The 23,924-nt window shown below is 71.2% G+C and carries 24 protein-coding genes and 1 rRNA gene; 17 read left to right on the top strand and 8 right to left on the bottom strand.

Annotated features, from left to right (window positions below; translation table 11 throughout):
• The 9 genes from rrf to DT019_RS30875 form a co-directional block, all read left to right on the top strand.
• Positions 1-103 (top strand): 5S ribosomal RNA (gene rrf, locus DT019_RS30835); the annotation flags it as partial.
• 74 nt (positions 104-177) lie between these two features.
• Entirely contained in the window at positions 178-822 is a 645-nt protein-coding gene (locus DT019_RS30840) for an HAD family hydrolase (protein WP_114040262.1), read from the top strand.
• 43 nt (positions 823-865) lie between these two features.
• Positions 866-2,068, top strand: a complete 1,203-nt coding sequence (locus DT019_RS30845) for an MFS transporter (RefSeq protein ID WP_114040263.1) — start codon at positions 866-868, stop codon at positions 2,066-2,068.
• Positions 2,037-3,212 carry an acetoin utilization protein AcuC gene (locus DT019_RS30850; RefSeq protein ID WP_114040264.1) on the top strand — a complete coding sequence of 392 codons (1,176 nt, stop codon included), beginning with the start codon at positions 2,037-2,039 and terminating at the stop codon, positions 3,210-3,212. Before DT019_RS30845 ends, DT019_RS30850 begins: the two co-directional genes overlap by 32 nt.
• A gap of 585 nt (positions 3,213-3,797) precedes the next feature.
• Positions 3,798-4,613, top strand: a complete 816-nt coding sequence (locus DT019_RS30855) for a phosphatase (protein WP_114040265.1) — start codon at positions 3,798-3,800, stop codon at positions 4,611-4,613.
• Positions 4,614-4,741: 128 nt separating this feature from the next.
• The gene (locus DT019_RS30860) at positions 4,742-4,954 is read left to right on the top strand and encodes a helix-turn-helix domain-containing protein (RefSeq protein WP_159030439.1); all 213 of its coding nucleotides are present in this window, start codon (positions 4,742-4,744) and stop codon (positions 4,952-4,954) included.
• Positions 4,955-5,074: 120 nt separating this feature from the next.
• Complete coding sequence (locus DT019_RS30865) at positions 5,075-5,173, top strand: 30S ribosomal protein bS22 (protein ID WP_003948845.1); 99 nt, start codon at positions 5,075-5,077, stop codon at positions 5,171-5,173.
• A 180-nt stretch (positions 5,174-5,353) separates the two neighbouring features.
• Positions 5,354-6,436 carry an NAD-dependent epimerase/dehydratase family protein gene (locus DT019_RS30870; RefSeq protein ID WP_114040267.1) on the top strand — a complete coding sequence of 361 codons (1,083 nt, stop codon included), beginning with the start codon at positions 5,354-5,356 and terminating at the stop codon, positions 6,434-6,436.
• A gap of 14 nt (positions 6,437-6,450) precedes the next feature.
• Complete coding sequence (locus tag DT019_RS30875; protein WP_114040268.1) at positions 6,451-7,500, top strand: lysophospholipid acyltransferase family protein; 1,050 nt, start codon at positions 6,451-6,453, stop codon at positions 7,498-7,500.
• A 113-nt stretch (positions 7,501-7,613) separates the two neighbouring features.
• On the opposite strand, the gene DT019_RS30880 is transcribed toward DT019_RS30875, so the two are convergent.
• From DT019_RS30880 to DT019_RS30890, 3 genes are all read right to left on the bottom strand, one after another.
• Positions 7,614-8,792: a DUF5667 domain-containing protein gene (locus DT019_RS30880; protein ID WP_114040269.1), complete on the bottom strand. Its 1,179-nt coding sequence runs from the start codon at positions 8,790-8,792 to the stop codon at positions 7,614-7,616.
• A gap of 260 nt (positions 8,793-9,052) precedes the next feature.
• The gene (locus DT019_RS30885; RefSeq protein ID WP_053724590.1) at positions 9,053-9,841 is read right to left on the bottom strand and encodes an ECF subfamily RNA polymerase sigma factor, BldN family; all 789 of its coding nucleotides are present in this window, start codon (positions 9,839-9,841) and stop codon (positions 9,053-9,055) included.
• Between the two features lie 419 nt (positions 9,842-10,260).
• Positions 10,261-11,211 (bottom strand): HAD family hydrolase, encoded by a 951-nt coding sequence (locus DT019_RS30890; RefSeq protein WP_114040270.1) that lies wholly within the window; start codon positions 11,209-11,211, stop codon positions 10,261-10,263.
• Positions 11,212-11,351: 140 nt separating this feature from the next.
• Here DT019_RS30890 and DT019_RS30895 point away from each other — a divergent pair, with 140 nt between their 5' ends.
• From DT019_RS30895 to hemB, 6 genes are all read left to right on the top strand, one after another.
• Positions 11,352-11,636 (top strand): glutaredoxin family protein, encoded by a 285-nt coding sequence (locus tag DT019_RS30895; RefSeq protein ID WP_114040271.1) that lies wholly within the window; start codon positions 11,352-11,354, stop codon positions 11,634-11,636.
• 324 nt (positions 11,637-11,960) lie between these two features.
• Complete coding sequence (locus DT019_RS30900; protein WP_114040272.1) at positions 11,961-12,734, top strand: redox-sensing transcriptional repressor Rex; 774 nt, start codon at positions 11,961-11,963, stop codon at positions 12,732-12,734.
• A complete protein-coding gene (locus DT019_RS30905) occupies positions 12,731-14,332 on the top strand; it encodes a glutamyl-tRNA reductase (RefSeq protein WP_114040273.1) in 1,602 nt (533 codons plus the stop codon). Before DT019_RS30900 ends, DT019_RS30905 begins: the two co-directional genes overlap by 4 nt.
• Positions 14,329-15,288, top strand: a complete 960-nt coding sequence (hemC, locus tag DT019_RS30910) for a hydroxymethylbilane synthase (protein ID WP_114040274.1) — start codon at positions 14,329-14,331, stop codon at positions 15,286-15,288. Before DT019_RS30905 ends, hemC begins: the two co-directional genes overlap by 4 nt.
• On the top strand, positions 15,285-16,931 hold the full coding sequence (locus DT019_RS30915; protein WP_114040275.1) for a uroporphyrinogen-III synthase: 1,647 nt from the start codon (positions 15,285-15,287) through the stop codon (positions 16,929-16,931). Before hemC ends, DT019_RS30915 begins: the two co-directional genes overlap by 4 nt.
• 505 nt (positions 16,932-17,436) lie before the next feature.
• Entirely contained in the window at positions 17,437-18,426 is a 990-nt protein-coding gene (gene hemB, locus DT019_RS30920; RefSeq protein ID WP_114040276.1) for a porphobilinogen synthase, read from the top strand.
• A gap of 68 nt (positions 18,427-18,494) precedes the next feature.
• Here the strand turns inward: hemB and DT019_RS30925 are convergent, their stop codons facing one another.
• Genes DT019_RS30925 through DT019_RS30935 form a run of 3 tightly spaced genes read right to left on the bottom strand, consistent with a single transcriptional unit; the run spans position 18,495 to position 20,352 of the window.
• Complete coding sequence (locus DT019_RS30925) at positions 18,495-19,253, bottom strand: DUF4253 domain-containing protein (RefSeq protein ID WP_114040277.1); 759 nt, start codon at positions 19,251-19,253, stop codon at positions 18,495-18,497.
• Positions 19,254-19,306: 53 nt separating this feature from the next.
• Positions 19,307-19,543 (bottom strand): DUF397 domain-containing protein, encoded by a 237-nt coding sequence (locus DT019_RS30930; RefSeq protein WP_114040278.1) that lies wholly within the window; start codon positions 19,541-19,543, stop codon positions 19,307-19,309.
• Entirely contained in the window at positions 19,543-20,352 is an 810-nt protein-coding gene (locus DT019_RS30935; RefSeq protein WP_223279851.1) for a helix-turn-helix domain-containing protein, read from the bottom strand. The genes DT019_RS30930 and DT019_RS30935 overlap by 1 nt, the downstream gene beginning before the upstream one ends.
• Positions 20,353-20,464: 112 nt before the next feature.
• Between DT019_RS30935 and DT019_RS30940 the strand changes: the two genes are divergently transcribed.
• The gene (locus DT019_RS30940) at positions 20,465-20,935 is read left to right on the top strand and encodes an ATP-binding protein (protein ID WP_114040280.1); all 471 of its coding nucleotides are present in this window, start codon (positions 20,465-20,467) and stop codon (positions 20,933-20,935) included.
• Between the two features lie 69 nt (positions 20,936-21,004).
• Positions 21,005-22,207 carry a PLP-dependent aminotransferase family protein gene (locus DT019_RS30945; protein ID WP_114040281.1) on the top strand — a complete coding sequence of 401 codons (1,203 nt, stop codon included), beginning with the start codon at positions 21,005-21,007 and terminating at the stop codon, positions 22,205-22,207.
• Positions 22,208-22,235: 28 nt separating this feature from the next.
• Here the strand turns inward: DT019_RS30945 and DT019_RS30950 are convergent, their stop codons facing one another.
• Together DT019_RS30950 and DT019_RS30955 are read right to left on the bottom strand one after the other, a co-directional pair.
• Positions 22,236-22,835: a helix-turn-helix domain-containing protein gene (locus tag DT019_RS30950; protein ID WP_114040282.1), complete on the bottom strand. Its 600-nt coding sequence runs from the start codon at positions 22,833-22,835 to the stop codon at positions 22,236-22,238.
• Positions 22,836-22,898: 63 nt separating this feature from the next.
• Positions 22,899-23,615, bottom strand: coding sequence for a DUF4232 domain-containing protein (locus DT019_RS30955; RefSeq protein WP_114040283.1), 717 nt, complete (start codon positions 23,613-23,615; stop codon positions 22,899-22,901).
• Positions 23,616-23,924 lie beyond the last annotated feature (309 nt).

Raw genomic sequence — 23,924 nt, forward strand, 5'->3', positions numbered from 1 at the left:
CGTTAGGGAAACGCCCGGTTACATTCCGAACCCGGAAGCTAAGCCTTTCAGCGCCGATGGTACTGCAGGGGGGACCCTGTGGGAGAGTAGGACGCCGCCGAACAAATTGTGGGAAAAGCCCCGCACCAGACCCTGATGGGTCACGGTGCGGGGCTTTTCTGCGTTTAAGGTCGAGTCATGCGCTACGACCTCATCATCTTCGACAACGACGGCGTGCTCGTCGACAGCGAGCCCCTCTCGAACACCATCCTGTCCGGGTATCTCACCGAACTCGGCCACCCCACCTCGTACGAGGATTCACTGCGTGACTACATGGGGGCCGCCGTCCACCGCGTACACGACCTGATTCAGGAGCGGACCGGGCGGACGTTGCCCGCGGACTTCGACGAGACTCTGCACGCCCGGGTCTTCGCCGCGTTCGAGCGGGAATTGCAGCCCGTCGCGGGAGTCACCGACGTACTCGGCAAGCTGGTCGCGGACGGGGTGCCGTACTGCGTGGCGTCGTCCGGGACGCACGAGCGGATCAGGGTCGGGCACCGCAGGACCGGGCTCGACGAGTGGTTCGAGGAGGAGTGGGTGTTCTCCGCGGAGGACGTCGGGCGGGGCAAGCCGGCGCCGGACCTGTTCCTGCTCGCGGCCGAGCGGATGGGGTTCGCGCCCGAGCGGTGCGCCGTGATCGAGGACAGCCGGCTCGGGGTGGCCGCCGCGCGGGCCGCGGGGATGGACGTGTACGGGTTCACGGCGATGACGCCCGCGGAGCGGCTGGAGGGGGCCAACGGGTACTTCGACGACATGGGGCAGCTGCTCGGATTGCTCGGGTGATCTCTCTACCCAGGAGTAGGTGACGGCCCTAGGCTCTGCGGCCATGACTGACGCACGCCTGAGACACGGCAGGGCGTCCCTGGCGGTGAGTTTCTTCGCGCAGGGCATGGCCTTCGCCCTCCTGGTGACCCGCATACCCGCGATCCAGGATCGGTACGGGATATCCGACGGCCTGCTGCCCGTGTTCCTCGCGGCCGTGCCGATCCTCGCGGGGATCGGCAGCGTCGGCACCGAGCAGCTGATCAAGCGGGTCCGGCCGAGCGTGGTACTGCGGTTCGCGCAGCCCGCCGTGCTGCTTGCGCTGCTCGGGGCCGGGGCGGGCGACCGGATGTGGCAGGCCGGCCTCGCGCTCGGCGCGTTCGGGCTTTCGGTGGGGGCGCTGGACGCCTCGATGAACATGCTCGGCGTCAGCCTCCAGCGGACGTACGGGCGCAGCATCATGCTCGGGTTCCACGCCTCGTACAGCCTCGGGGGGATCGGGGGCGCCTCGCTCGCCTGGGTGGGGGCGCACTGGCACCTGTCGCTGCTCGTGTCGTACCTGCCGGTGGTGGCCGTGCTGCTGCCGGTGTGTCTGGTCGCGAGCCGGTGGTACGTGGACGGGGACGCGCCCGCCGACGCGGCGGTGGGCGAGGGCGCGGGGGCCAAGCCTGTGGTGTTCCGGCTGCTGCTGCCGCTGTGCCTGGTGATGAGCTTCGCGTACATCGGGGACTCGACGGTCTCCAACTGGAGCGCGAAGTACCTTCAGGACACGCTGGGCAGCTCCGAGCAGCTGTCGACGGTCCCGTACAACGTCTACATGGTCACCACGCTGCTCGGGCGGGCCGCCGGGGACTTCGGGGTGCGGCGGTTCGGGGCGGTGGCTGTGGTGCGGTTCGGGACGGTGCTCGCGGCGGCCGGGTTCGCCGTGGTGGCGGCCGCGCCCGGGCCGTGGGTGGGGATGGCCGGATTCACGCTGCTCGGGTTCGGGCTGTGCGTGATCGTGCCGCAGACCTTCGCGGCGGCCGGGCGGCTGTTTCCGGGCGCCAGCGACGCGGCGGTCGCGCGGCTCAACATCTTCAACTACGTGGGGTTCCTGGTCGGCTCGCCGCTGGTGGGGGCGATCGGCGACGCGTGGAGCTATCGCGGGGCGATGCTCGTGCCCATGGTCCTGGTGCTTCTGACGCTGGTGTACGCCCGCTCGTTCGGCACGGAGGCCGCCCGATACGGTGGCGGGCATGAACGGCCGCGCACTGTTGATGTGGGATGAAGCTGTCACGCGCTACGACTTCGGGTCGAGCCATCCGATGGACCCGGTGCGGCTCGCGCTGACCATGGGACTGGTGCGGGCGTACGGACTGGACCAGCAGGTGGACGTGGTGGCCGCCGCGCCGGCCGGGGACTCCACGCTGCGGCTCGTGCACCGCCAGGACTACGTGGACGCGGTGCGGGCGGCCTCGCTGAACCCGGCCGCCGCCGACGCCTCGTACGGGCTCGGGACGATGGACGATCCCGCGTTCCCCGGGATGCACGAGGCCTCCGCGCTGATCGCCGGGCAGTCGGTCGCCGCGGCCGAGGCGGTGTGGGCGGGGGAGGCCGCGCACGCGGTCAACTTCGCGGGCGGGCTGCACCACGCGATGCCGGGCGGCGCGTCGGGGTTCTGCGTCTACAACGATGCCGCCCTCGCGATCGCGCGGCTGCTCGAGCTGGGGGTCGAGCGGGTCGCGTACGTGGATGTGGACGTGCACCACGGGGACGGGGTGCAGGCGGCGTTCTGGGAGGACCCGCGGGTCCTGACGATCTCGCTGCACGAGCATCCCCGGCTGCTGTTTCCCGGCACCGGGTGGCCGGAGGAGACCGGGGCGGACGGGCCCGGCGAGGGCTCCGCGGTCAATCTCGCGCTGCCTGCGGGGACGGGGGACGAGGGGTGGTTGCGGGCGTTCCACGCGGTGGTGCCGGAGCTGATCGCCGATTTCCGGCCGCAGGTGCTCGTCACCCAGCACGGGGCCGACACGCACTTCGAGGATCCACTGGCCCATCTGGCCGTGTCACTCGACGCGCAGCGGGCCGTGCAGGCGGCCTGCCACTCGCTGGCGCACGAGTACGTCGAGGGGGCGAAGTGGGTCGCGCTCGGGGGCGGGGGGTATGCGGTGGTCGATGTCGTGCCGCGGTCGTGGACGCATCTGGTGGGGATCGCGGGGCATGCGCCGCTCGATCCCGAGTCGGTGATCCCGGCGTCCTGGCGGGACGAAGTGTATGCGCGTACGCGGCAGTTGGGGCCGGGGCGGATGACCGACGGGCGGACCGTCTCGTGGCGGTCGTGGGACGCGGGGTACGACCCTGCGGATCGGCTCGACCAATCGGTGCTTGCGACTCGGCGGGCCGCGTTTCCCCTGCGGGGCTTGTTGGCGTAGGGGGGCTTCCCCACCCCGCCCGGGGTGCGCCCCGGCCCCTTGGCGGGGGCTCCGCCCCCTGCACCCCCGTTCGCGCCTGAACGGCGCTCGTCCTCAATCTCCCCCAAGGCCTTAAGGGCCAGGGGGGACCCCCATGACGGGCTGAGGTTGCCCATGCTGGCCAGCACGGTGCTGTTAGGGGCGCGGGGAACTGCGCGAGCGGCCCCGCACGGTCCGCAGCCGAACCCTCGCGGGGCGGGCTGAGGGTGCCCATGCGGGCCAGCACGGTGCCGCCAAGGGGCGCGGGGAACTGCGCGAGGAACCACGCACGGTCCGCAGCCGAACCCTCGCCGGGCGGGCTGAGGGTGCCCGGTGCAGGCCAGCACCGGTGCCGCCAAGGGGCGCGGGGAACTGCGCGAGGAACCACGCACGGTCCGCAGCCGAACCCTCGCCGGGCGGGCTGAAGGCGCCGGTGCCGACCCGCACCGACCCCCAGGCGGGCCCCGGGTGGGCCAGGGGGCGTGGGAGGTGGGGGCGGTTACGCCAACTGTGGGGATGCGGGCGGTTATTGGCGCGAGCCGCGGGCGTCTGCGGGAGCATCGTCGGATGTTGAGCATCGGGGCGCTGCGGGCGCATCTTCTGGCGGCCAGACTGGCCGGGCCGGTGGCAACGTCGCGGGAGGAGAGCCTGCGCAGCTATCGGCTGTTCGCGGCGCGGGACCCGCGGGTGACGCTGGGGCTCGATCCCGAATGGGGCTGGGGCGAGCGGGACTTGCTGCGGCTGATGGCGGACAAATGCGGGGTGAGCGACGACCCCGGGCATGTCAGCGGGCCCGATGTCATCGACCCGGAGCGGACGTTGGCGGGGCTCGACGCCTTCGCGGCGCGGCTCGGCGAGGTGGCGTCGAGGCGGGGCGCGGTGCTGCTCGGGACCGGTCATCCGCACCGTCTGCTCGGTTTCTACGCCGCCCTGGCGGACGCTTTGTCGGCGGCGGGATGCCCTGTCCTCACCCCCGCGCAGGGTAGCTCTGTCGACATAACGACCCGGTTCGGGGTACGTACGTACAACCTTGACTACGTACGGGGAGTCGCGTTGGTGCGGGAACCCGGCGCGCGGGGAGCCGGGAGCGAAACCGGCGCGCACTCCCATTCGCCGCTCCCGGTTCGGGTCGCTCTGGGGGCTTCGGCAGGGGGTTCCGGCCGCGTTCCCGATCTGGTGATCGGAGATCACGGATGGGTCTGCGGGGCAGGTCAGCTGGGTATCGAGGCGGTCGGTCTTGCCGATACGGACGACCCCGCGCTGTTCGTCGGCGAGGCCGAGGGGCGAGTGGCCGTGGCCGTTCCGCTTGATGACGCTGTGCGGTCTGATTACTACCGGCCGCTTACTCGCTATGTACTCAATCGAGCGTGTCTGTCACAGTAGGCGGCCGATGGCAGCTCCTCTTCCCCACTCGCACCACCCGCCCCTAGTCTGGGGAGTGAGCGCACAGCGACGTTGAGTCACCGGAGGGGAAGCCGGTGCGCGTTGGGTGCGGAAGGTACAGGTGGGTCATGGCTGCTGGGAGTGACAGGCCTCTCAACGAGGTCAAGTTCCTGACCGTGGCGGAAGTCGCCTCGGTGATGCGAGTGTCGAAGATGACCGTGTACCGCTTGGTGCACAGCGGTCATCTGCCGGCGATCCGGGTGGGCAGGTCCTTCCGGGTCCCGGAGCAAGCAGTTCACGAGTATCTCCGCGAGTCCTTTGTGGGGGTGGAGACGGCCTGAGGGAGCTCCCCGCTCCCCTCGGATTACGTCCCTCACTCGGCGGCAGGTAGGCTAGGCCGACGTAGGTCGTGTGGGCCCAGACGCCCCGCACCGAGTGAGAAGAAGTGAGCGAGGGTAGTCGTGGGCTCTGTTATCAAGAAGCGGCGCAAGCGGATGGCCAAGAAGAAGCACCGCAAGCTGCTCAAGCGCACGCGCGTTCAGCGTCGCAACAAGAAGTAAGCGAGCGCTGTTCGTGAGATCGCAGCCCTCCCACCGCATTGTCGGTGGGAGGGCTGTGGCGTACACGGAGGCGGTTTCTCGGCCATGCGGGCGCACGTGGTCATCGCCGCGCAACATCCAGCCGCTACGGTGGCGCCTAGGGCGTAGGGGCGTACCGAAGGCCGAAGGAAGGCGCTGATCTTGGGGAAGGTCGTGCTCGTCACCGGAGTGGCCCGGCAGCTGGGTGGCCGTCTCGTGCGGCGGATCCAGCGGGATCCCGAGGTCGACCGGGTGATCGGGGTCGATGTGGTCCGGCCGGGGCACCGTCTGGGTGGTGCCGTGTTCGTACAGGCGGACATCCGCCAGCCGGCGATCGCGAAAGTGCTCGCCGAGCACGCGGTGGACACCGTCGTGCACATGGATGTGACCGGCACGCCGCTGAGCTCCGGCGGCGGGCGCACCGCGGTCAAGGAAACCAATGTCATCGGCACGATGCAGCTGCTCGGGGCCTGCCAGAAGTCGCCGACGGTGAAACGGCTCGTCGTGAAGTCGAGTACGAGCGTGTACGGGTCCGCGCCGCGCGATCCGGCGGTGTTCACCGAGACGACCCCGCCGAAGTCGCTGCCCAGCGGTGGCTTCGCGAAGGACGCCGTCGAGGTCGAGGGGTATGTGCGCGGCTTCGCCCGGCGCCGGCCCGACGTCGCGGTGTGCGTGCTGCGCTTCGCGAACATCCTGGGGCCGAGCGCCGACTCGCCGCTCGCCGAGTACTTCTCGCTGCCGGTGCTGCCGACGGTGTTCGGCTACGACCCGCGGCTCCAGTTCGTCCACGAGGACGATGTGATCGACGTGCTGCGGATCGCGTCGGGCGAGCCCCGGCGCGGGACGCTCAACAGCGGGACCTTCAACGTCGCGGGGGAGGGCGTGCTGCTCCTGTCGCAGTGTTCGCGGCGGCTGGGCAGGCCCACGGTGCCGTTCCTGCTGCCCGCCGTCCGCTGGGTCGGCAGCGCGCTCAGGACGGTCGGGGTGACCGACTTCTCGCCGGAGCAGATTCGTTTGCTCACGCACGGCCGGGTGGTCAGCACGGCCCAGATGCGCGAGACGCTGGGCTACCAGCCCCAGTACACGACCGCCGAGGCCTTCACGGACTTCGCCCGCAGCAGGGGGCCGGGGCTGCTGCCGCCGGACTCACTGGCCAGGGCCGTGGACCGGGTGGCGGGTCTGCCGTTCGCGCCCTTCCCCGGCGGGGTACCCGCCGCAGTCACCACCCCTTCGAACGCGGAATGAGGAGCGCACCAACGATGGCGGACGCCAAGGTCATCCCGTTCGACGACGACCGCTCGCGCCAGAGCGCGCAGCGCACCGGTCGCAGGCGCACCGTCCCGGGCCGCCGCAAGGCCGAGCCGGGGCCGCTCGCACCCCCTGCCGCCCCGGTCAGCGCCCTGCCCCGGGCGCAGGAGTCCGCGGAGCAGCCCTCCGGGGCCCGTACGGGCGACGAGCGGGAGCAGGGCGGCGGCTGGGACCGGCGCATCGCGGGCGGGCTGTCGTTCCTGCGGCGGCGGATCACCGGCGAGTACGACGTCGACGAGTTCGGCTACGACAAGGAGCTGACCGACCAGGTCCTGATGTCGATCCTGCGGCCGTTCTACGAGAAGTACTTCCGGGTCGAGGTGAAGGGGGTCGAGAACATCCCGGCCGAGGGCGGGGCGCTGGTCGTCGCCAACCACTCCGGGACGCTGCCGCTGGACGGGCTGATGATGCAGGTGGCCGTGCACGACCACCACCCGGCCGGGCGCCATCTGCGGCTGCTCGCGGCCGACCTGGTGTTCATGCTGCCGGTCGTCAACGAGCTCGCCCGCAAGGCCGGACACACCCTGGCCTGCTCGGAGGACGCCCAGGCCCTGCTGGAGCGCGGCGAGGTCGTGGGGGTGATGCCCGAGGGGTTCAAGGGCATCGGCAAGCCGTTCGGCGAGCGGTACAAGCTGCAGCGCTTCGGGCGGGGCGGCTTCGTGTCGACCGCGCTGAAGGCGGGCACGCCCATCGTGCCGTGCTCGATCGTGGGCGCCGAGGAGATCTACCCGATGATCGGGAACGCCAAGACGCTGGCCCGGCTGCTCGGGTTCCCGTACTTCCCGATCACGCCGACGTTCCCCTGGCTGGGGCCCGCGGGCCTGGTGCCACTGCCGACGAAGTGGACGATCCAGTTCGGTGAGCCGATCCCGACCGACGCCTATCCGCCGGAGGCGGCGGAGGACCCGATGCTGATGTTCAACCTGACGGACCAGGTGCGGGAGCAGATCCAGCACACGCTGTACAAGCTGCTCGTGCAGCGGCGGTCCGTGTTCTTCTGAGCGCTCTGCCGCGCGTCCTTCCGGGCCCCTTCCGGGGTCATCGAGGTTCCCGCGCACGACGACTGGAGGGGCTGGGAGATCCCAGCCCCTCCAGTGCGTTCGTACGTGAACCCCTACTCCGCCTTGTCGGCGTCGATGCCCAGGCCCGGCAGGAGGCCGGGCAGGAGCGGGGGCAGGGTGACGTTGGGGACCGGGGGCTTGTTCGGGGACTTGCCGGTCGGAGCGGGGGCGGTGCCGCCCGTGCCCGGCTCCAACAGGCCGCCGGTGTTGCCGCCGAGCAGGCCCTCGCTGGACGGAGAGCCCGTGGGCTGCGGCTTTCCGCCGGTGCTGGGGGTGGTGTGGCCCGAGGACGTGGACGAGGACGGTGTGGAGGGGTGGGTGGTGCCCGAGGAACCGCCGGGGTGCGAGGAGCTCTGCCTGCTGTGCGTGGTGGACGACGCCTTCGGCAGCAGCGACTGCAGCGGCTCGACCTCTTGGTCTATGGCGGCGAAGACCGAGCTCACCTTGTCGCCGACGTCGGTCAGCTGGGCGGGGAGCTTGCCGCGGAGCTTGCTCCAGCTCGCGCGGTGCGCCTGGGAGAAGGAGTTCAGGGCGGCGATGGGGCCGAGGGAGCCGTCCCTGGCGTAGGCCTGGTGCAGCAGGCGGTGGCCTTCGGAGGCGTCGTGCTCCATGCCGTTGAGGGCGCGCCGGACCTCGCCGAGCTGTTCGTGGTCGAGGTCGCCCGCGCGGCCCCGCTCCATGAGGCGTCTCGCCTCGGAGAGCCGGGTCGAGGCCTGGTCGAGGTAGAGCTCGCCCCGGCTCGCGTCGTCGTCGGCCATGCCGAGCTTGAGGTCCTCCATGCCGCGTTTCAGCCCGTACAGGGAATCACCGGGAAGGGCGTCGGAACTGGCAGCGGCCACGCCGCTGAACGCGCCCGCGGCCACACCGATGCTGAGTCCGCCCGCCGCAATGCCCTTGGACCAGCGGGAGCGGGGTCGCAATTTCCGGAGCGAGGTCGCCCGGTGGGCGCCGCGGCCGGTCCGCTGCTCGGGCACCTGAGGGTCGGCGGCACCTCCGCCGGCGAACATCCGCTCCATCTCGGCCATGAGCAGCGCCCGCTGCTCGATCTTGACCTGCGGATCCATCTCCGGCTTCGGCAGTTCGCCGAGCCCACCCGCCAGGGTCAACAGCCCGCTGGTGTCGGCCGGTTCGGCCGCGCCGGTCTCGGGTGTCTCCTGGTCGGCCGCCGAGGCTTCTTCCAGGGCCTGGGCGAAGGCGTTCGCCCGCCGGTGCGCCGATACGTTCGCGATCACTGGCGGCACCTCCTCTCGTCATCACGGTCGACTCCCCAAGGGGCCTGGAAGGTTGCACGCCTTGAGCACATCCACACGATCGAGTGAGCGGCTGTGGACATGGCGTGACCACAGGGAGCCTTCATCCCGCACAACGACGGACGCGGCACTTGGGTTACGGACGAAGGATGATCGGACCACAGCGTCATCGGGGGCTCACGGATGGTGAGTTGGACCCGCTCTCGGCGGGTCGGCGGGGGCCGTCCGGAGGGGCCGGGCGGTCAGCGGGCGTCGTCCGGGAGGAGCCGGGCGAGGGTGCGCACGGCCCGGTACTGGAGGGTCTTGATCGCGCCCTCGTTCTTGCCCATGACGCGGGCGGTCTCGGCGACCGAGAGGCCCTGGAGGAAGCGCAGGGTCACGCACTCCTGCTGCTGCGGGTTGAGCTTGCGCACGGCTTCGAGCAGGGCGGCGTTGGAGAGCGACTCCAGGACGGAGTCCTCGGGGGAGCGCTCGACCTCGTTGGCGTCGAGCATTTCGCCGGTGGTCACTTCGAGCCGGAATCGGCTCGACTTGAAGTGGTCGGCGACCAGGTTGCGCGCGATCGTGACCAGCCAGGCGCCGAAGTCGCGGCCCTGCCAGGTGAAGGTGGAGATCCGGCGCAGGGCGCGCAGGAACGTCTCGCTGGTGAGGTCCTCGGCCGTCGCCTTGCCGCCGACGCGGTAGTAGATGTAGCGGTACACGGTGTCGCTGTACTGGTCGTAGAGCCGGCCGAAGGCGTCCGCCTCGCCGGCCTGGGCGCGCTCGACGAGGTCCATCATGCGCGCGCTGTCGCTGTCGGCGGTGGGCCGGCGGGCGGTGGGCGTCGCGGACGTGCCCGTGCTGCGGCCGCCGCTGCGTCTCCCGACTGCGGCACCGCCGTCGGCCAGGGCATAGCAGGGCCCGACAGGTGTTGCGGTGGCGAAGGCAGGGGCGCCGGCGTACGCGGTGGGGACGAAGACGCGCAGGCGGTCGACGACCGCCCCGCGCAGCGTAGCCAGGCCCGAGGCGTCAACCCCGACGTGTGGGTACACGGGACTCCCAGAGGCAGAGCTTCCATCACGTGCAGTGCGGAACCGTTCACCCATCGTGGCGATGTACGGGTTCCGGATTGCGTCTGAGGAGAATAACGCTTCGTGCAGGGAGCGCTACACCCAGTTGCTCAAATCGTCGATTCCGTCGCTTCTGTTACGTCTCTGGGTCGGTTCAAGTCGCACAACGTGAGCAGAACTTGATCGGATTGCTTCCGGATCTGTCCGCGCCGGGGATCTGTTGTGCCCGGGTGTGGGCAACGGGGCTGGCGGGCCAAGGGGGATGGGGCGAAACCCCCACAATCGAATATTCCGGCGGCCGGCGACCGGTGCTGACGGCCCGTGGCTGCGGAGGGTGGCGTCCGGGGTCGGCGAAGGCGCGGTCGGCCACCTGGCCGACCGCGCCTGAGGAGCGGGGTTGGTTACCGGCGGCGACGGTGCAGGGCGACCGCGGCGGCCGTGCCGCCCGCCAGCGCGCCGACGCCGGCCGCGGCCGGGATGCCGACCTTCGCGGCCTTGCGGCCGGTGCGGTAGTCGCGCAGCCGCCACTCGCGCTCGCGGGCGTGCTTGCGGAGCTTGGCGTCGGGGTTGATCGCGTAGGGGTGGCCGACGAGCGAGAGCATCGGGATGTCGTTGTGCGAATCGCTGTACGCGGCGCAGCGGGCCAGGTCGAGCCCCTCGGCCGCGGCCAGCGCCCGGACCGCCTCGGCCTTGGCGGGGCCGTGCAGCGGCTCGCCCACCAGGCGCCCCGTGTAGACGCCGTCCACGGACTCGGCGACCGTGCCGAGCGCGCCGGTCAGGCCGAGGCGGCGGGCGATGATCGTCGCGGTCTCGACGGGCGCGGCCGTCACCAGCCAGACCTTCTGGCCCGCGTCGAGGTGGGCCTGGGCGAGCGCGCGGGTGCCGGGCCAGATGCGGTCGGCCATGTACTCGTCGTAGATCTCCTCGCCGATGGACATCAGCTCGGAGACGCGGTGGCCCTTGACGATGGACAGCGCGCTGTCGCGGGCGTCCTGCATGTGCTCGGGGTCCTCGACGCCGGCCAGCCGGAACCAGGCCTGCTGCCAGGCGAACCGCGCGAGCTCGCGCCGCTGGAAGAACTTCCGCTTGTACAGGCCCCGGCCGAAGTGGAAGAGGGCGGCGCCCTGCATCACGGTGTTGTCTAGGTCGAAGAAGGCGGCGGCGAGATCGTCCCCGACGACGGGGAACTCGGGCTCCGGTGGATTCTCGTCGGCCATGGCCTGCGCCAGCTCCGCCAGCGCTGCCAGTTCCTGCGAGGACTTTCGGGCTGCCTCGGCTGCGGCCTCGCCGGCCAGCACGCTGCGTGCTGTCGCCGAGCGCCTACGAGGGGTGAGCCATCCCAGTGCGGCCATGTCGTGAGCATAGCCAGTCTGTTCGGAACTTCCCGACTCGCCGGGATGCGATGGCGTGAACTCTCCGAGACCGCCGCGTTAAACGGACGATCCGGGCGTATGGGTCCGCCCGGTGCGCCGGGGGTTGGAGAATGGAAGGCATGAGTCCCTTGCTGCGACGTACGAAGAAGCCGGGCGGGAGCCCTGCCGACCGGGTGGTCACGTTGATCGGGAAGCCCGGTTGCCATCTGTGCGACGACGCCCAGGAGGTGATCGAGGCCGTGTGCGCCGAGACGGGTGCGTCCTGGGAGAAGAAGGACATCACCCAGGACGAGGCGCTGTACAAGGAGTACTGGGAGCAGATTCCGGTCGTGCTGGTCGACGGCGAGCAGCACACCTTCTGGCGGGTGGACCCCGTACGCCTCAAAGGCGCGCTGGTCGGCTGATCCTGGGCGAGTCCGGGCGGTGGGGGCTGAACAGCCAAATGAGGGCGATCGCGATAGTTGCGGTTACCATCATGGTCGTTTTGCTGTGGTTCGGGGGTATCGCTGTGAGGAGTGTGTGCGGCCTTGCCCCCTTCGGGTCCTGAACGGACTGAACCCGTTCGTGGTTCCGCGATCCGCTCCCCGGGTCGCGTGAGCCCGGTCACTTTGCTCGGACAAAGCGGACACCATCTTTGTGCACGCGTTCACAAAGACATAGCCTGCATCCGACGGGGCGGTCCTGGGACATGTGGCCGCCTGCAGCCCCGCTCATCCCGCAGGAGCACCGTGGCAACTGGCCGAACTCACCGACCGGCGACCCGAAGCCGAGGAATCCCCGAGGCCACCGTCGCCAGGCTTCCGCTGTATCTGCGTGCGCTCACCGGACTCTCGGAGCGCTCCGTGCCGACGGTCTCCTCGGAGGAACTCGCGGCCGCCGCGGGGGTCAACTCCGCGAAGCTGCGCAAGGACTTCTCGTACCTGGGCTCGTACGGCACCCGCGGTGTGGGGTACGACGTCGAGTATCTCGTCTACCAGATCTCCCGGGAACTGGGCCTGACCCAGGACTGGCCGGTTGTCATCGTCGGTATCGGCAACCTCGGCGCCGCGCTCGCCAACTACGGCGGCTTCGCCTCCCGCGGCTTCCGGGTCGCGGCCCTCATAGACGCCGACCCCGCGATGGCCGGGAAGCCGGTGGCCGGGATGCCGGTGCAGCACACCGACGACCTGGAGAAGATCATCAGCGAGAACGGGGTCTCGATCGGGGTCATCGCGACCCCGGCGGGCGCCGCTCAGCAGGTCTGCGACCGCCTCGTCGCGGCCGGGGTGACCTCCATCCTCAACTTCGCGCCGACCGTCCTTTCGGTGCCCGAGGGCGTCGACGTGCGCAAGGTCGACCTCTCCATCGAGCTCCAGATCCTCGCCTTCCACGAGCAGCGCAAGGCCGGCGAGGAAGCCGCTGTCGCCGAGGCCGCCGCGGCCGTCGTGCCGCCGGTGCGGGGCGCCGTGACCAATGGCCGGAAGGGACCGGACGGGGACATGCCCGCCGTGATGCCGGCATGAGCCTCCTGGTCGTCGGCCTGAGCCACCGCAGTGCCCCCGTCAGCGTCCTGGAGCGGGCCTCCCTCTCCGCGGACGCGCAGGCCAAGCTGCTCCACGACACCCTCGCCGCCGAGCCCGCCGCCGAGGCCGCGGTGCTCGCCACCTGCAACCGCATCGAGCTGTACGCCGACGTGGACAAGTTCCACGCGGGCGTCGCCGAGCTCTCCACACTGCTCGCCCAGCACAGCGGCGTCGGCCTCGAAGAGCTCACTCCTTATCTGTATGTGCACTACGAGGACCGGGCCGTCCACCACCTCTTCTCGGTGGCCTGCGGACTCGACTCCATGGTGGTGGGCGAGGGCCAGATCCTCGGGCAGATCAAGGACACCCTCGCGCTCGGGCAGGAACTGCACACCGCCGGACGCCTGCTGAACGACCTGTTCCAGCAGGCGCTGCGGGTCGGCAAGCGCGCCCACAGCGAGACGGGCATCGACCGGGCCGGGCAGTCGCTCGTCACCTTCGGGCTCGAACAGCTCGCCGCCGGGGTCGAGGTCGAGAGCTGGGCCAAGGGCAAGCGGGCGCTGGTCATCGGCGCGGGCTCCATGTCCTCGCTCGCGGCCGCGACGCTGGCGCGGACCGGCGTCGACGAGATCGTGGTCGCCAACCGCACGCACGCCCGCGCCGAACGGCTCGTCGAGATCCTCGGCGAGGCCGGCACGGCCGCGCGCGCGGTCGCGATGGCCGATGTCGCACGGGAACTGACACGAGTCGACATCGCGGTGTCCTGCACCGGCGCGACGGGTCTGGTGCTGACCGGCGAGGCCGTGGCCGCCGCGGTCGGCGAGGAGCTGAAGGCGGCCGAGCCGGCCGTGTCGGCCTCCGCCGCTTCCGCCGCGGGCTGTCCCGTCGACTTTTCCGGCGCGGCGGCCGCGGGTGCCGCGGTGGCCGGGTTCGGGGTGGTGGACGAGGCGCTCAGGGCCGACGGCGCGGCCGCCGCGACCCCGGGTGCCGACGCCGACTCCCTTGAGCTGCACGGCAGTTGGGCCGAGAACACCCAGCGGCGCATCTCCCGTGCCCGCCGCGACATTCCCGTGGCGGCCGGGCCCGTGAAGCTGGCGCTGCTCGACCTCGCCATGCCGCGGGACATCGACGCCGCCGTGCACCGCGTTCCCGGGGTGCGGCTCGTCGACATCGAGTCGCTCGCCGAGGCGTCCGCCGACGCGCCCATGGCCGCCGATGTGGACCAGGTGCGCTCGATCGTCTCCGACGAGGTGGCCGCGTTCGGCGCCGCCCAGCGGGCCGCGCACATCACGCCCACCGTGGTCGCGCTGCGGGCCATGGCCGCCGAGGTCGTGGCCGGCGAGGTCGCGCGCCTGGAGGGCCGACTTCCGGGGCTGGACGACAAGCAGCGCTCCGAGGTCACCCAGACCGTGCGCCGCGTCGTCGACAAGCTCCTGCACGCACCGACGGTGCGGATCAAGCAGCTCGCGGCCGAACCCGGCGGCGCCGGGTACGCGGACGCGCTGCGGACTCTCTTCGACCTCGACCCGGAGACGGTCGCCGCCGTGTCCAGGGCCGATCTGAACGACGCCGATGTCAAGAACCGAGGGCGGTCATGACCGAGAAAGCACTGAGACTCGGGACCAGGCGCAGCAAGCTCGCCATGGCCCAGTCCGGCCATGTGGCCGACGCCGTACGGCAGTTGACCGGGCGTCCCGTCGAGCTGGTGGAGATCACCACGTACGGCGACACCTCCCGCGAGCACCTCGCCCAGATCGGCGGCACCGGTGTGTTCGTCGTCGCGCTGCGCGACGCGCTGCTGCGCGGCGAGGTCGACTTCGCGGTGCACTCCCTCAAGGACCTGCCCACCGCCCAGCACCCCGACCTGGTGCTGGCCGCGGTGCCGGTGCGCGAGGACCCGCGTGACGTGCTGGTCGCGCGCGACGGGCTGACCTTCGCCGAACTCCCGGACGGCGCCCGTGTGGGCACCGGTTCGCCACGGCGGATGGCGCAGCTCAACGCGTACGCCCGCAGCCACGGGATGACGATCGAGACCGTGCCGATCCGCGGCAACATCGACACCCGCGTCGGATACGTCACCAAGGGCGAGCTCGACGCGGTGGTCCTGGCCGCCGCGGGGCTCAACCGCATCGGACGCAGCGACGTCGTGACCGACTTCCTGTCGGTCGACACCGTTTTGCCCGCCCCCGGCCAGGGGGCCCTGGCGATCGAGTGCACGGCGGCCGACGCCGACCTCGCCGCCGCGCTCGCCGAGCTCGACGACCCGTTCACGCGGGCCGCCGTGACCGCCGAGCGGTCCCTGCTCGCCGCCCTGGAGGCCGGCTGCAGCGCACCTGTGGGTGCGCTGGCCGACCTGCTGGCCGACGGGCAGGTTGTTCATGAGATGCGCCTGCGCGGAGTTGTCGGTACCACCGACGGTTCCTCGCTGGTGCAGCTGTCCACCACCGGTCCCGTACCCACGTCGCACGACGAAGCGATGGCCCTCGGACGCGAACTCGCGGACGAGATGCTCGCCAAGGGTGCGGCCGGTCTTATGGGGGAGCGAGCACTTTGAGCCCCACCACCCACCCCACCGCAGCCGGAAACGTCACCTTCCTCGGTGCCGGACCGGGTGACCCCGGACTGCTGACGCTGCGCGCCGTGGAGGCGCTGGCGTCGGCGGACGTCCTGATCGCCGAGCCCGCAGTGCTCGACGTTGTTCGCGCGCATGCGCGGGCAGGTGTGGACACACCTCAGCTGACGGTCATTGACGAGGCGTCAACAACCGCCGGGATCCCTGTGTTGCGGGATGCCGCCAATCTTGTCATGGAGGCCGCGCGCTCCGGCAGGCGGGTCGTCCGTGCCGTCTCCGGCGACCCGGGCCTCGACGGCGACGCCGCCGGCGAGATGCTGGCCTGCGCCTCCGAGGGCATCCCCTTCGAGGTGGTGCCGGGCGTGGCCGCCGCGGTCGGCGTGCCCGCGTACGCCGGTGTCCCGCTGAGCGGGTCCAGCGGCGCGGACGTCCGCTTCGTCGACGCCCGCACCGCCTCCGACCGGTGCTGGGCGGAGGTCGGCGCGAGCGACGGGACGGTGGTCGTCTCCACCACCCTGGAGACGGTGGCGGCCGCGGCCGGCGAGCTCGTCACCGCGGGCCGCAAGCCCGACACCCCGATGTCCGTGACCATCGCGGGCACCACCACGCGCCAGCGGACCTGGTCCGCGACGCTCGGCTCGGTCGCCCAGGTGCTCAAGCAGGCGAAGGTGCTGCCCTCGCCGGACGGGCACCAGGCCGTCATAGCCGTGGTCGGCGAGCGCAGCGCCCCCGCTCAGCGCGACCAGCTCTCGTGGTTCGAGTCCAAGCCGCTGTTCGGCTGGCGCGTGCTCGTACCGCGTACCAAGGAGCAGGCCGCCTCGCTCTCCGACCAGCTCAGGTCGTACGGAGCCGTGCCGCACGAGGTGCCGACGATCGCCGTCGAACCGCCGCGCACGCCCCAGCAGATGGAGCGCGCGGTCAAGGGCCTGGTGACGGGCCGCTACGAGTGGATCGCGTTCACCTCGGTCAACGCGGTGAAGGCGGTGCGCGAGAAGTTCGAGGAGTACGGGCTCGACGCTCGGGCCTTCGCCGGTATCAAGGTCGCCGCGGTCGGTGAGCAGACGGCCGCCTCGCTGGTCGAGTTCGGCGTCAAGCCGGACCTGGTGCCCAGCGGTGAGCAGTCCGCCGCGGGTCTCCTGGAGGACTGGCCGCCCTACGACCCGGTTTTCGACCCGATCGACCGCGTCTTCCTGCCGCGTGCCGACATCGCCACCGAGACGCTGGTGGCGGGCCTGATCGAGCTCGGCTGGGAGGTCGACGACGTCACGGCCTACCGGACCGTACGGGCGTCGCCGCCGCCGGCCGACACGCGTGAGGCGATCAAGGGCGGCGGTTTTGACGCGGTGCTCTTCACGTCCTCCTCCACGGTGCGGAACCTGGTCGGCATCGCGGGCAAGCCGCACAACGTGACCGTCATCGCGTGTATCGGCCCCGCGACGGCCAAGACGGCGGAGGAGCACGGGCTGCGGGTGGACGTCATGGCTCCGGAGCCGTCCGTCCACAAGCTCGCGCAGGCGCTGGCGGACTTCGGGGCGGCTCGTCGTGACGCGGCGGTGTCCGCGGGCGAGCACGTCACCCGGCCGAGCGAGCGCCGCCCCGGCGCCCGGCGCCGCCGCACGACGTAACCCGGGGTGCCCCCGGGGCCCCTGGGCTCAGCCCAGACCCCGGGGGCCGCCCCCACCCCCTGGGGCTCCGCCCCGGGACCCCGGCCCGCCCTTCGGCCTGCGGACCGTGCCCGCTTGCTCGCGCAGTTCCCCGCGCCCCTAAACCCGCTTTCGGCTTGCGGACCGTGCTCGCTTCTCGCGCAGTTCCTCGCGCCCCTGGCGGTACTGGTGCGGGCCAGTGCTGGCATCTTCAGCCCGTCCGGCGTTTGAGGACGAGCGCCGTTCAGGCGCGAACGGGGGCTGGGGCGGAGCCCCAGGACGCCTGCGGACCGTGGTCGCTTCTCGCGCAGTTCCTCGCGCCCCTTGGCGGCATGGTGCTGGCCAGCAGGGGCAACCTCAGCCCGTCCGGCGTTTGAGGACGAGCGCCCTTGAGGCGCGAACGGGGGGGGGCTGGGGGCGGAGCCCCCAGGTGCTTCAACCCAGGGGTGGGGGAGAGCCCCCGCAAAGCGGGCGTAGCGTGTACGCCATGACTGTGTACGGATCCTTCCCCGGGGCCCGGCCCCGTCGGCTGCGCACCACCCCCGCCATGCGCCGCATGGTCGCGGAGACCCGGCTGCACCCCGCCGACCTCATCCTCCCCGCCTTCGTCAGGGAAGGGATCACCGAGCCCGTCCCGATCCAGGCCATGCCGGGCGTCGTGCAGCACTCCCTCGACACGCTGCGGAAGGCCGCCGTGGAGGCCGTCTCCGCCGGAGTCGCCGGGATCATGCTCTTCGGGGTGCCCGAGGACGAGAAGAAGGACGCGGCCGGGACGGCCGGTACCGACCCGGACGGGATCCTCCAGGTCGCCATCCGCGCCGTGCGGGAAGAGGTCGGCGACGACCTCGTCATCATGTCCGACCTGTGCCTGGACGAGTACACGGACCACGGCCACTGCGGTGTGCTCGACGCGGACGGCCGGGTCGACAACGACGCCACCCTGGAGCGCTACGCCGAGATGGCCCAGGTCCAGGCCGACGCGGGCGTCCACGTCGTGGGGCCCTCCGGGATGATGGACGGCCAAGTCGGCGTCATCCGGGACGCGTTGGACCAGACGGGCCACGAGGACGTCTCGATCCTGGCCTACACCGCCAAGTACTCCTCCGCCTTCTACGGCCCCTTCCGCGAGGCCGTCGGCTCCTCCCTGCGCGGCGACCGCAAGACCTACCAGCAGGACCCCGCCAACACCCGTGAATCCTTGCGGGAGTTGGCGCTGGACCTCGAAGAGGGCGCGGACATGGTGATGGTCAAGCCCGCCGGTCCCTACCTCGACATCCTGGCCAAGGTCGCTGAGTCGGTGGACGTGCCGGTCGCGGCGTACCAGATCAGCGGCGAGTACGCGATGATCGAGGCCGCCGCCGAGAAGGGCTGGATCGACCGCGACCGCGCGATCCTGGAAACCCTGACCGGCATCAAGCGAGCCGGAGCCCACATGATCCTCACGTACTGGGCGACCGAGGTGGCCAAGGGGCTGTAGGGCTCAGAGCCCTGGACGATGGCGGCGGCGTACCCCATGCGTCGCCGCCCTCCAAGACGCCCGCCCCTTCAGTCCCACCAGAAGGTCCAACTCCCGCTGCGCACCAGCGACTCCGCATGGTCCCGCAGCGTGGTCCCTATCGCGTCCGGGCAGAATGCGAAGTGTTCCGCCGCCAGCACCAACGCCTCTTCCGGGTCGGTCGGCGGGGCTGCCACCGAGACCGTGAGCCGGTCGAAGGACAGGCCCACCACCCTGATCCCGAACCTGTCCTCCCACGAACGCAGCACCGCGCACAGCCTCGCCGTGTCGTTCTCGTGGTTCAGCGGGCCGCGCCAGCCCATCGCCGCCGGTATGTCCGCGCTGCGGCGGGCCGGGACCAGTGCCGCGCGGGCGCCCTTCAGGTGGCCCTCGCCCAGCGCTTCCCGCGCGACCTCGGCCGCCCTGCCGTCGGGGTCTCGCTGGAGCGCGGGGGCCTCCGCCAGCCCCGGCCACTCGTCGGGGTCATGGCCCAGCTCCTCGGCGTACGTCTCCCAGAACCCCGCCAGCACGTCCTCGGCGTCGTGGTCACCCGCGTACGACATCTCCTCCGGGGCCAGCTCCCACTCGGCCAACTCCCCTGTGCCGCCCAGCAGTACGGGATGTAGGCCCAACGCCCTGCGAGCCGGGGCGAGGCGCGCCAAGTCCTCCGGGGCGGCCGGTTCATCCGCGTACCAGAGCAGTGGCTCGGTCGCCGGGCCGATCACCCTGCCGGGCGGCAGCGCGAGGCCCAGCGCCGTACCGGTCGGATCGTTCGTCAACTGCGGGAGTGGGTTCGGAAGCATCGCCATACCCCGAATGTAGGTCCCGCCACTGACAACGCCGCGAGCGTCTGATCCGGAGCTCAGAGCTCCGCTACGAAGCCCTGCCACGCGGCCGGGTTCAGCGTGAGGGTGGGGCCCTCCGGGTCCTTCGAGTCACGGATGTGGATCGCGGACGGGTGAGCCGCGACCTCCACGCACTGGCCGCCATCGCTGCCGCTGTAGCTCGACTTCCGCCAGGTGCAGGCCATTTCGAGGCACTCACCGCCATCGCTCCCGCTGTAGCTGGACTTGAACCACTTCTGTGCGCCGATGCTCATCAGTCTCCTAGCAAACGGTCCAACAGGCCTTTCGTGTCCTCGGTGTTGAGGGCCTGTGTTCGCAGCATCGCATACCGCTGCGCCAGGATGCTTACGTCGCCAGGGTCGGCCACGAAGTGGCTGCCACGCTGAGTCTCGGTATAGGCGAGGTGCTGGTGGTCCGGAGTCTCCAGCAGGATGAAGGCGCCATCCAGGGATGCGTGAGACGTGCGGCCGAGCGGCATGATCTGGAGAGCCAGGCCGGGGAGTTCCGCGCATTCTCGGAGGTGGCGGAGCATCTCCCTGTACACCGCGTCCCCGCCAAGCCGATCGCGGACGATCGCCTCGGAGATGACGAAGCTCAACGACGGAGGCTCCTTGCGGTGGAGTATGGCCTGGCGGTCGAGGCGGGCCTCTACCTGAAGGGTGATCTCGTCCTCGCTGTACGCCGGTACTCGGCTCCGGAACACCGCGCGGGCGTACTCCTCGTTCTGGAGGAGGCCCGGCAGAACCTGGTTGGCATAGAAGCTGAGGGCGATTGCCACGCGCTCCTCGTCCATGTACTTCTCCGCCCACAACGGATACCGGTCGACCTCCGGCATGTTCTCGACCGCGACGGTCAGAGCGCCCTTGGTGTCCAGCACCACGTCCATTTCGCGGGCAAGGTCGGGCTTCAGTACGCGCCGTCCCTGCTCGATCGAGGCGATCGTCTCCGGATCGGCGCAGACCCGTTCCGCCAGCCGTCGCTGGGTGTATCCGGCTGCTCGCCTGAAGCACGCCAATTGCGCGCCCACCATACGCATCGCGGATGCGTTCTTCCTGGGGTGCATGTCTGCCAACTCCCCATACCCGCAGCGCGGTTATGCGCGGCGGACCCGTACAAAATACTTGTACGGGTCCAACCTCTCCGTCATCAAAGAGCAGCTCCGAAACCCTCCCCCCATGACGACGGCCCTCACCCAGAACGAATTCCGCGAGCGCTTCTACCCCCGGCGGCGCCAATCCGTGCCCGAGGCGAGGGAGTTCGCTGAAGTGGCCCTCTCCGACTGGGGGTTCGCGCACCGGCGTGACGACGTTCTGCTCTGTGTCAGCGAGCTCGCCACCAACGCGTTGGTGCACGGGGTGCCACCGGGGCGGGGATTTCTGTTGCGGGCGGAGTTGCGCGAGGGGGCCGTGTTGCGGGTCGAGGTGCAGGACAGCGGGGGCGGGGTGCCCCGGGTCGCGGACCTGGCGGACGACGGTGGGCGCGGGCTGCTCCTCGTGGGTGCGACGGCCGACCGGTGGGGGGTGGGGGAACGCGACCCCGGGAAGGTGGTCTGGTGCGAGTTCGTCTGCCCGGACGGCGGCTCGTACCCCGGCCCGGATCGCTGGGGCCCCCGCCCGCACGCGGGACCGGATCGTGGAATGGCCTGATCATGGTGGCTGGGCGCTGCATAGGGTGCCGGGTGGTCGAACATCCGAGCAACTGACAGGAGCCGCACCATGACCGCCCCTTCGCCGGCCGCCGCAGCCGTGCCCGCGCTCGCCGCGCGGGCCGCGTCCGTCGGGGCCTCCCCCGTACGGGAGATCCTGGCGCTGACCGCGCGGCCCGAGGTGATCTCGTTCGCGGGCGGTCTTCCCGCGCCCGAGCTGTTCGACGGCGAGGGCATGGCCGCCGCGTTCCGGGCGGTGATGGAGGAGCAGGCGCGGACGGCTCTTCAGTACTCCACGACCGAGGGCAGCCCGGCGCTGCGGGCAGCCACCGCCGCGCGGCTCGCCCAGCGGGGGCTCACCACGGGGACCGACGACCTCCTCATCACCACCGGTTCCCAGCAGGGACTCACCCTGCTGGCCGCCGCGCTGCTCGAACCCGGCGACGTGGTCCTCGTCGAAGACCCCTGCTACCTGGCCGCGTTGCAGGTCTTCGGCTTCGCGGGTGCCCGGATCGTGGCGGTGCCGTGCGACGAGGACGGGCCCGACCCGGTCGCCTTCGACGAACTCGTGGCTCGCGAGCGGCCCAAGCTCTTCTACTGCGTGCCCACCTTCCAGAACCCCACCGGCCGCACCATGAGCGCCGAGCGGCGCCGCGCGATCGCCGACGTGGCGGTGCGGCGCGGGCTGTGGCTCGTGGAGGACGACCCGTACGGCGAGCTGCGCTATGAGGGCGCCCACGTACCCTGGATCTCCTCGTTCGAGGACGCCGCCGACCGCACCGTGCTGCTCGGCAGCTACTCGAAGATCATGGCGCCCGGTCTGCGCATCGGCTGGCTGCGGGCGCCGCGGGCGCTGCTGCGGGCCTGCGTGATCGCCAAGCAGGCCTCCGACCTGCACACCGCGACCGTCAACCAGCTCGCCGCCGCCCGCTATCTGGCCGACCGCGACCTGGACGCGCACGTCGCCAAGGTCCGGACGGCCTACGGCGAGCGCCGGGACGCCATGCTCGCGGCGCTCCCCGAGGCGCTGCCCGACGGCTCCACCTGGAACCGGCCCGAGGGCGGCATGTTCCTGTGGGCCCGGCTGCCCGAGGGCAGCGACGCGACGGCCCTGCTGTCCATGGTGATCGAGCACGACGTCGCCTACGTTCCCGGCGCGCCCTTCTTCGCCGGTGCGCCCGACCCGGCCGCGCTGCGGCTCTGCTTCGTGACCTCGGCTCCGGACGAGATCAGGGAGGGGCTGACGCGCCTCGGTCGTGCGCTCAGAGGCTGAACCGCGCGACCGGCAGGCCCAGTTGGTGTCAGCTCTTCGGTTTCGCGCGGACGTGCATGCGCTCGCCCTGGCGGCCGAAGAGGCTGAGCACCTCCACGGGGCGGCCGTCCGCGCTGCTGAACCAGTGGGGCACCTTCGTGTCCCACTCGGCGACCTCGCCGGGGCCGAGCACCAGGTCGTGCTCCGCGAGGACCAGCCGCAGCAGGCCGTCCAGGACGTACAGCCACTCGTAGCCCTCGTGCGAGCGGAGGTCCGGTTCGGTGCCCCGGTCGGGGATGAGGAGTTTGTACGCCTGGAGGGGGCCCGGTGCACGGGTCAGCGGGATGAAGGTGCCGCCGTTCGGAGACGGGCGGGGGCTCAACCGGACGCGGGGGTCACCCACTTCGGGCGCCCCGACCAGATCGTCCAGGGGCACGCCGTACGCGCTCGCGAGCGGGAGCAGGAGCTCCAGGCTCGGGCGGCGCTGTCCCGATTCGAGGCGGGACAGGGTGCTCTTCGAGATACCCGTCGTCTCGGCGAGCGCGGCCAGGGTGAGGCCGCGCCGGGCGCGCAACCGTTTGAGCCGCGGGCCGACTTCGTCCAGTACCGCCTGGTGGGGCGGTGGTCCGGCGGGAGGTGGACTGTCCATGGGGGCATTCCACCCCGCCGCCCCGGCGGGGGCAACCGTGGTCGCCGTGCGGGACGCGGGGATCTACCAGGAGTCGATCGCCGACAGGTCGGACTGCCAGTACGTGGCCATGGCCTGGCTGTCCACGACGGCCACGCTCTGGGGGAGCGAGGCGTGTGCAGCGGGGCCCGTCGACTCCATGCCGACCTTGCCCTGGAAGTACACGGTGACCTTGCTCGTCCTGTACGACGCGCTGCCGTCGTCCTCGCCCAGCGTGCGGACCATCGCGTACGCCGAGGCGCCCGGGGCCAGCGAGACCACCGCCTGCGGGATGGTCTCCTTGTCCACCGGGATCGGCGCCTGCTGGGAGCTGGAGAAGGAGACGGCGGGGGCGTTGTAGGCGCTGCACATCGTCCTGCTGGTGTTGGTGACGGTCAGCAGGATGTGGTTGACCGGGCGCTTCACCGGGGTCGCCGTCAGCTTCACGTCGGCGCCGGTGCAGGGCGCGTCGGCGTCACCGCCGCCCCCGGAGGGCTTCTTCGTGGATTTGCCGGTCGACTTGGCCGGGGCGCCGGTGTGCTTGCCCGAGCCCGTACCCACTCCCTTGCCCGAGTCCGAACCCTTGCTGCCCGCCGCGTCACCCGCCGTCGGAGCGGGGGCGGCGGTCGCCGGGGCGGAGGCCGAGGGCTGGTCGCTGGACAGTGCCGCGTCGGAACCGCTGTCGCTGCCGCAGGCGGTCAGGGCGAGGGCGGCGATGAGCGTGGTGGTCGCGGCGGCGGCGATGCGGAAGGAGGTACGCATGATGGTGGTGCTCCCCGTGTGTCGGTAAGTCGGTGTTCCGGACGCCGTGATGGCGTCAGGCGCGGTAGTGGTGGATCAGCGTGATGAGGGTGGCGATGGACGCGGCCAGAACGACGACGGCCATCGAGTCCGCGAGATTGAACCGGACGCGGAATCGCATGGGCTGCTCCCGGAACGAGCTGTTCGGTTGCTTGCTACAGCTACCTTGCGGGCCGGTCCGACGGCCCCGCAACGAGCAAGGGACAATGGGGGAAGCTGGAACGCTGAAACACCCTTTGACCTGGGGAAATGACCTGTCCCTGGAATGCG

The organism is Streptomyces sp. SDr-06 (genome assembly GCF_003324565.1).
GTDB lineage: Bacteria > Actinomycetota > Actinomycetes > Streptomycetales > Streptomycetaceae > Streptomyces.

What these genes read in the sequence shown, in the direction of transcription:
- DT019_RS30840 (WP_114040262.1), top strand. Translation starts at nt 178, where the DNA reads ATGCGCTACGACCTCATCATCTTCGACAACGACGGCGTGCTCGTCGAC.
- DT019_RS30845 (WP_114040263.1), top strand. Translation starts at nt 866, where the DNA reads ATGACTGACGCACGCCTGAGACACGGCAGGGCGTCCCTGGCGGTGAGT.
- DT019_RS30850 (WP_114040264.1), top strand. Translation starts at nt 2,037, where the DNA reads ATGAACGGCCGCGCACTGTTGATGTGGGATGAAGCTGTCACGCGCTAC.
- DT019_RS30855 (WP_114040265.1), top strand. Translation starts at nt 3,798, where the DNA reads ATGTTGAGCATCGGGGCGCTGCGGGCGCATCTTCTGGCGGCCAGACTG.
- DT019_RS30860 (WP_159030439.1), top strand. Translation starts at nt 4,742, where the DNA reads ATGGCTGCTGGGAGTGACAGGCCTCTCAACGAGGTCAAGTTCCTGACC.
- DT019_RS30875 (WP_114040268.1), top strand. Translation starts at nt 6,451, where the DNA reads ATGGCGGACGCCAAGGTCATCCCGTTCGACGACGACCGCTCGCGCCAG.
- DT019_RS30890 (WP_114040270.1), bottom strand. Translation starts at nt 11,211, where the DNA reads ATGGCCGCACTGGGATGGCTCACCCCTCGTAGGCGCTCGGCGACAGCA.
- DT019_RS30895 (WP_114040271.1), top strand. Translation starts at nt 11,352, where the DNA reads ATGAGTCCCTTGCTGCGACGTACGAAGAAGCCGGGCGGGAGCCCTGCC.
- DT019_RS30905 (WP_114040273.1), top strand. Translation starts at nt 12,731, where the DNA reads ATGAGCCTCCTGGTCGTCGGCCTGAGCCACCGCAGTGCCCCCGTCAGC.
- hemC (WP_114040274.1), top strand. Translation starts at nt 14,329, where the DNA reads ATGACCGAGAAAGCACTGAGACTCGGGACCAGGCGCAGCAAGCTCGCC.
- hemB (WP_114040276.1), top strand. Translation starts at nt 17,437, where the DNA reads ATGACTGTGTACGGATCCTTCCCCGGGGCCCGGCCCCGTCGGCTGCGC.
- DT019_RS30925 (WP_114040277.1), bottom strand. Translation starts at nt 19,253, where the DNA reads ATGGCGATGCTTCCGAACCCACTCCCGCAGTTGACGAACGATCCGACC.
- DT019_RS30930 (WP_114040278.1), bottom strand. Translation starts at nt 19,543, where the DNA reads ATGAGCATCGGCGCACAGAAGTGGTTCAAGTCCAGCTACAGCGGGAGC.
- DT019_RS30935 (WP_223279851.1), bottom strand. Translation starts at nt 20,352, where the DNA reads ATGCACCCCAGGAAGAACGCATCCGCGATGCGTATGGTGGGCGCGCAA.
- DT019_RS30940 (WP_114040280.1), top strand. Translation starts at nt 20,465, where the DNA reads ATGACGACGGCCCTCACCCAGAACGAATTCCGCGAGCGCTTCTACCCC.
- DT019_RS30945 (WP_114040281.1), top strand. Translation starts at nt 21,005, where the DNA reads ATGACCGCCCCTTCGCCGGCCGCCGCAGCCGTGCCCGCGCTCGCCGCG.
- DT019_RS30950 (WP_114040282.1), bottom strand. Translation starts at nt 22,835, where the DNA reads ATGGACAGTCCACCTCCCGCCGGACCACCGCCCCACCAGGCGGTACTG.
- DT019_RS30955 (WP_114040283.1), bottom strand. Translation starts at nt 23,615, where the DNA reads ATGCGTACCTCCTTCCGCATCGCCGCCGCCGCGACCACCACGCTCATC.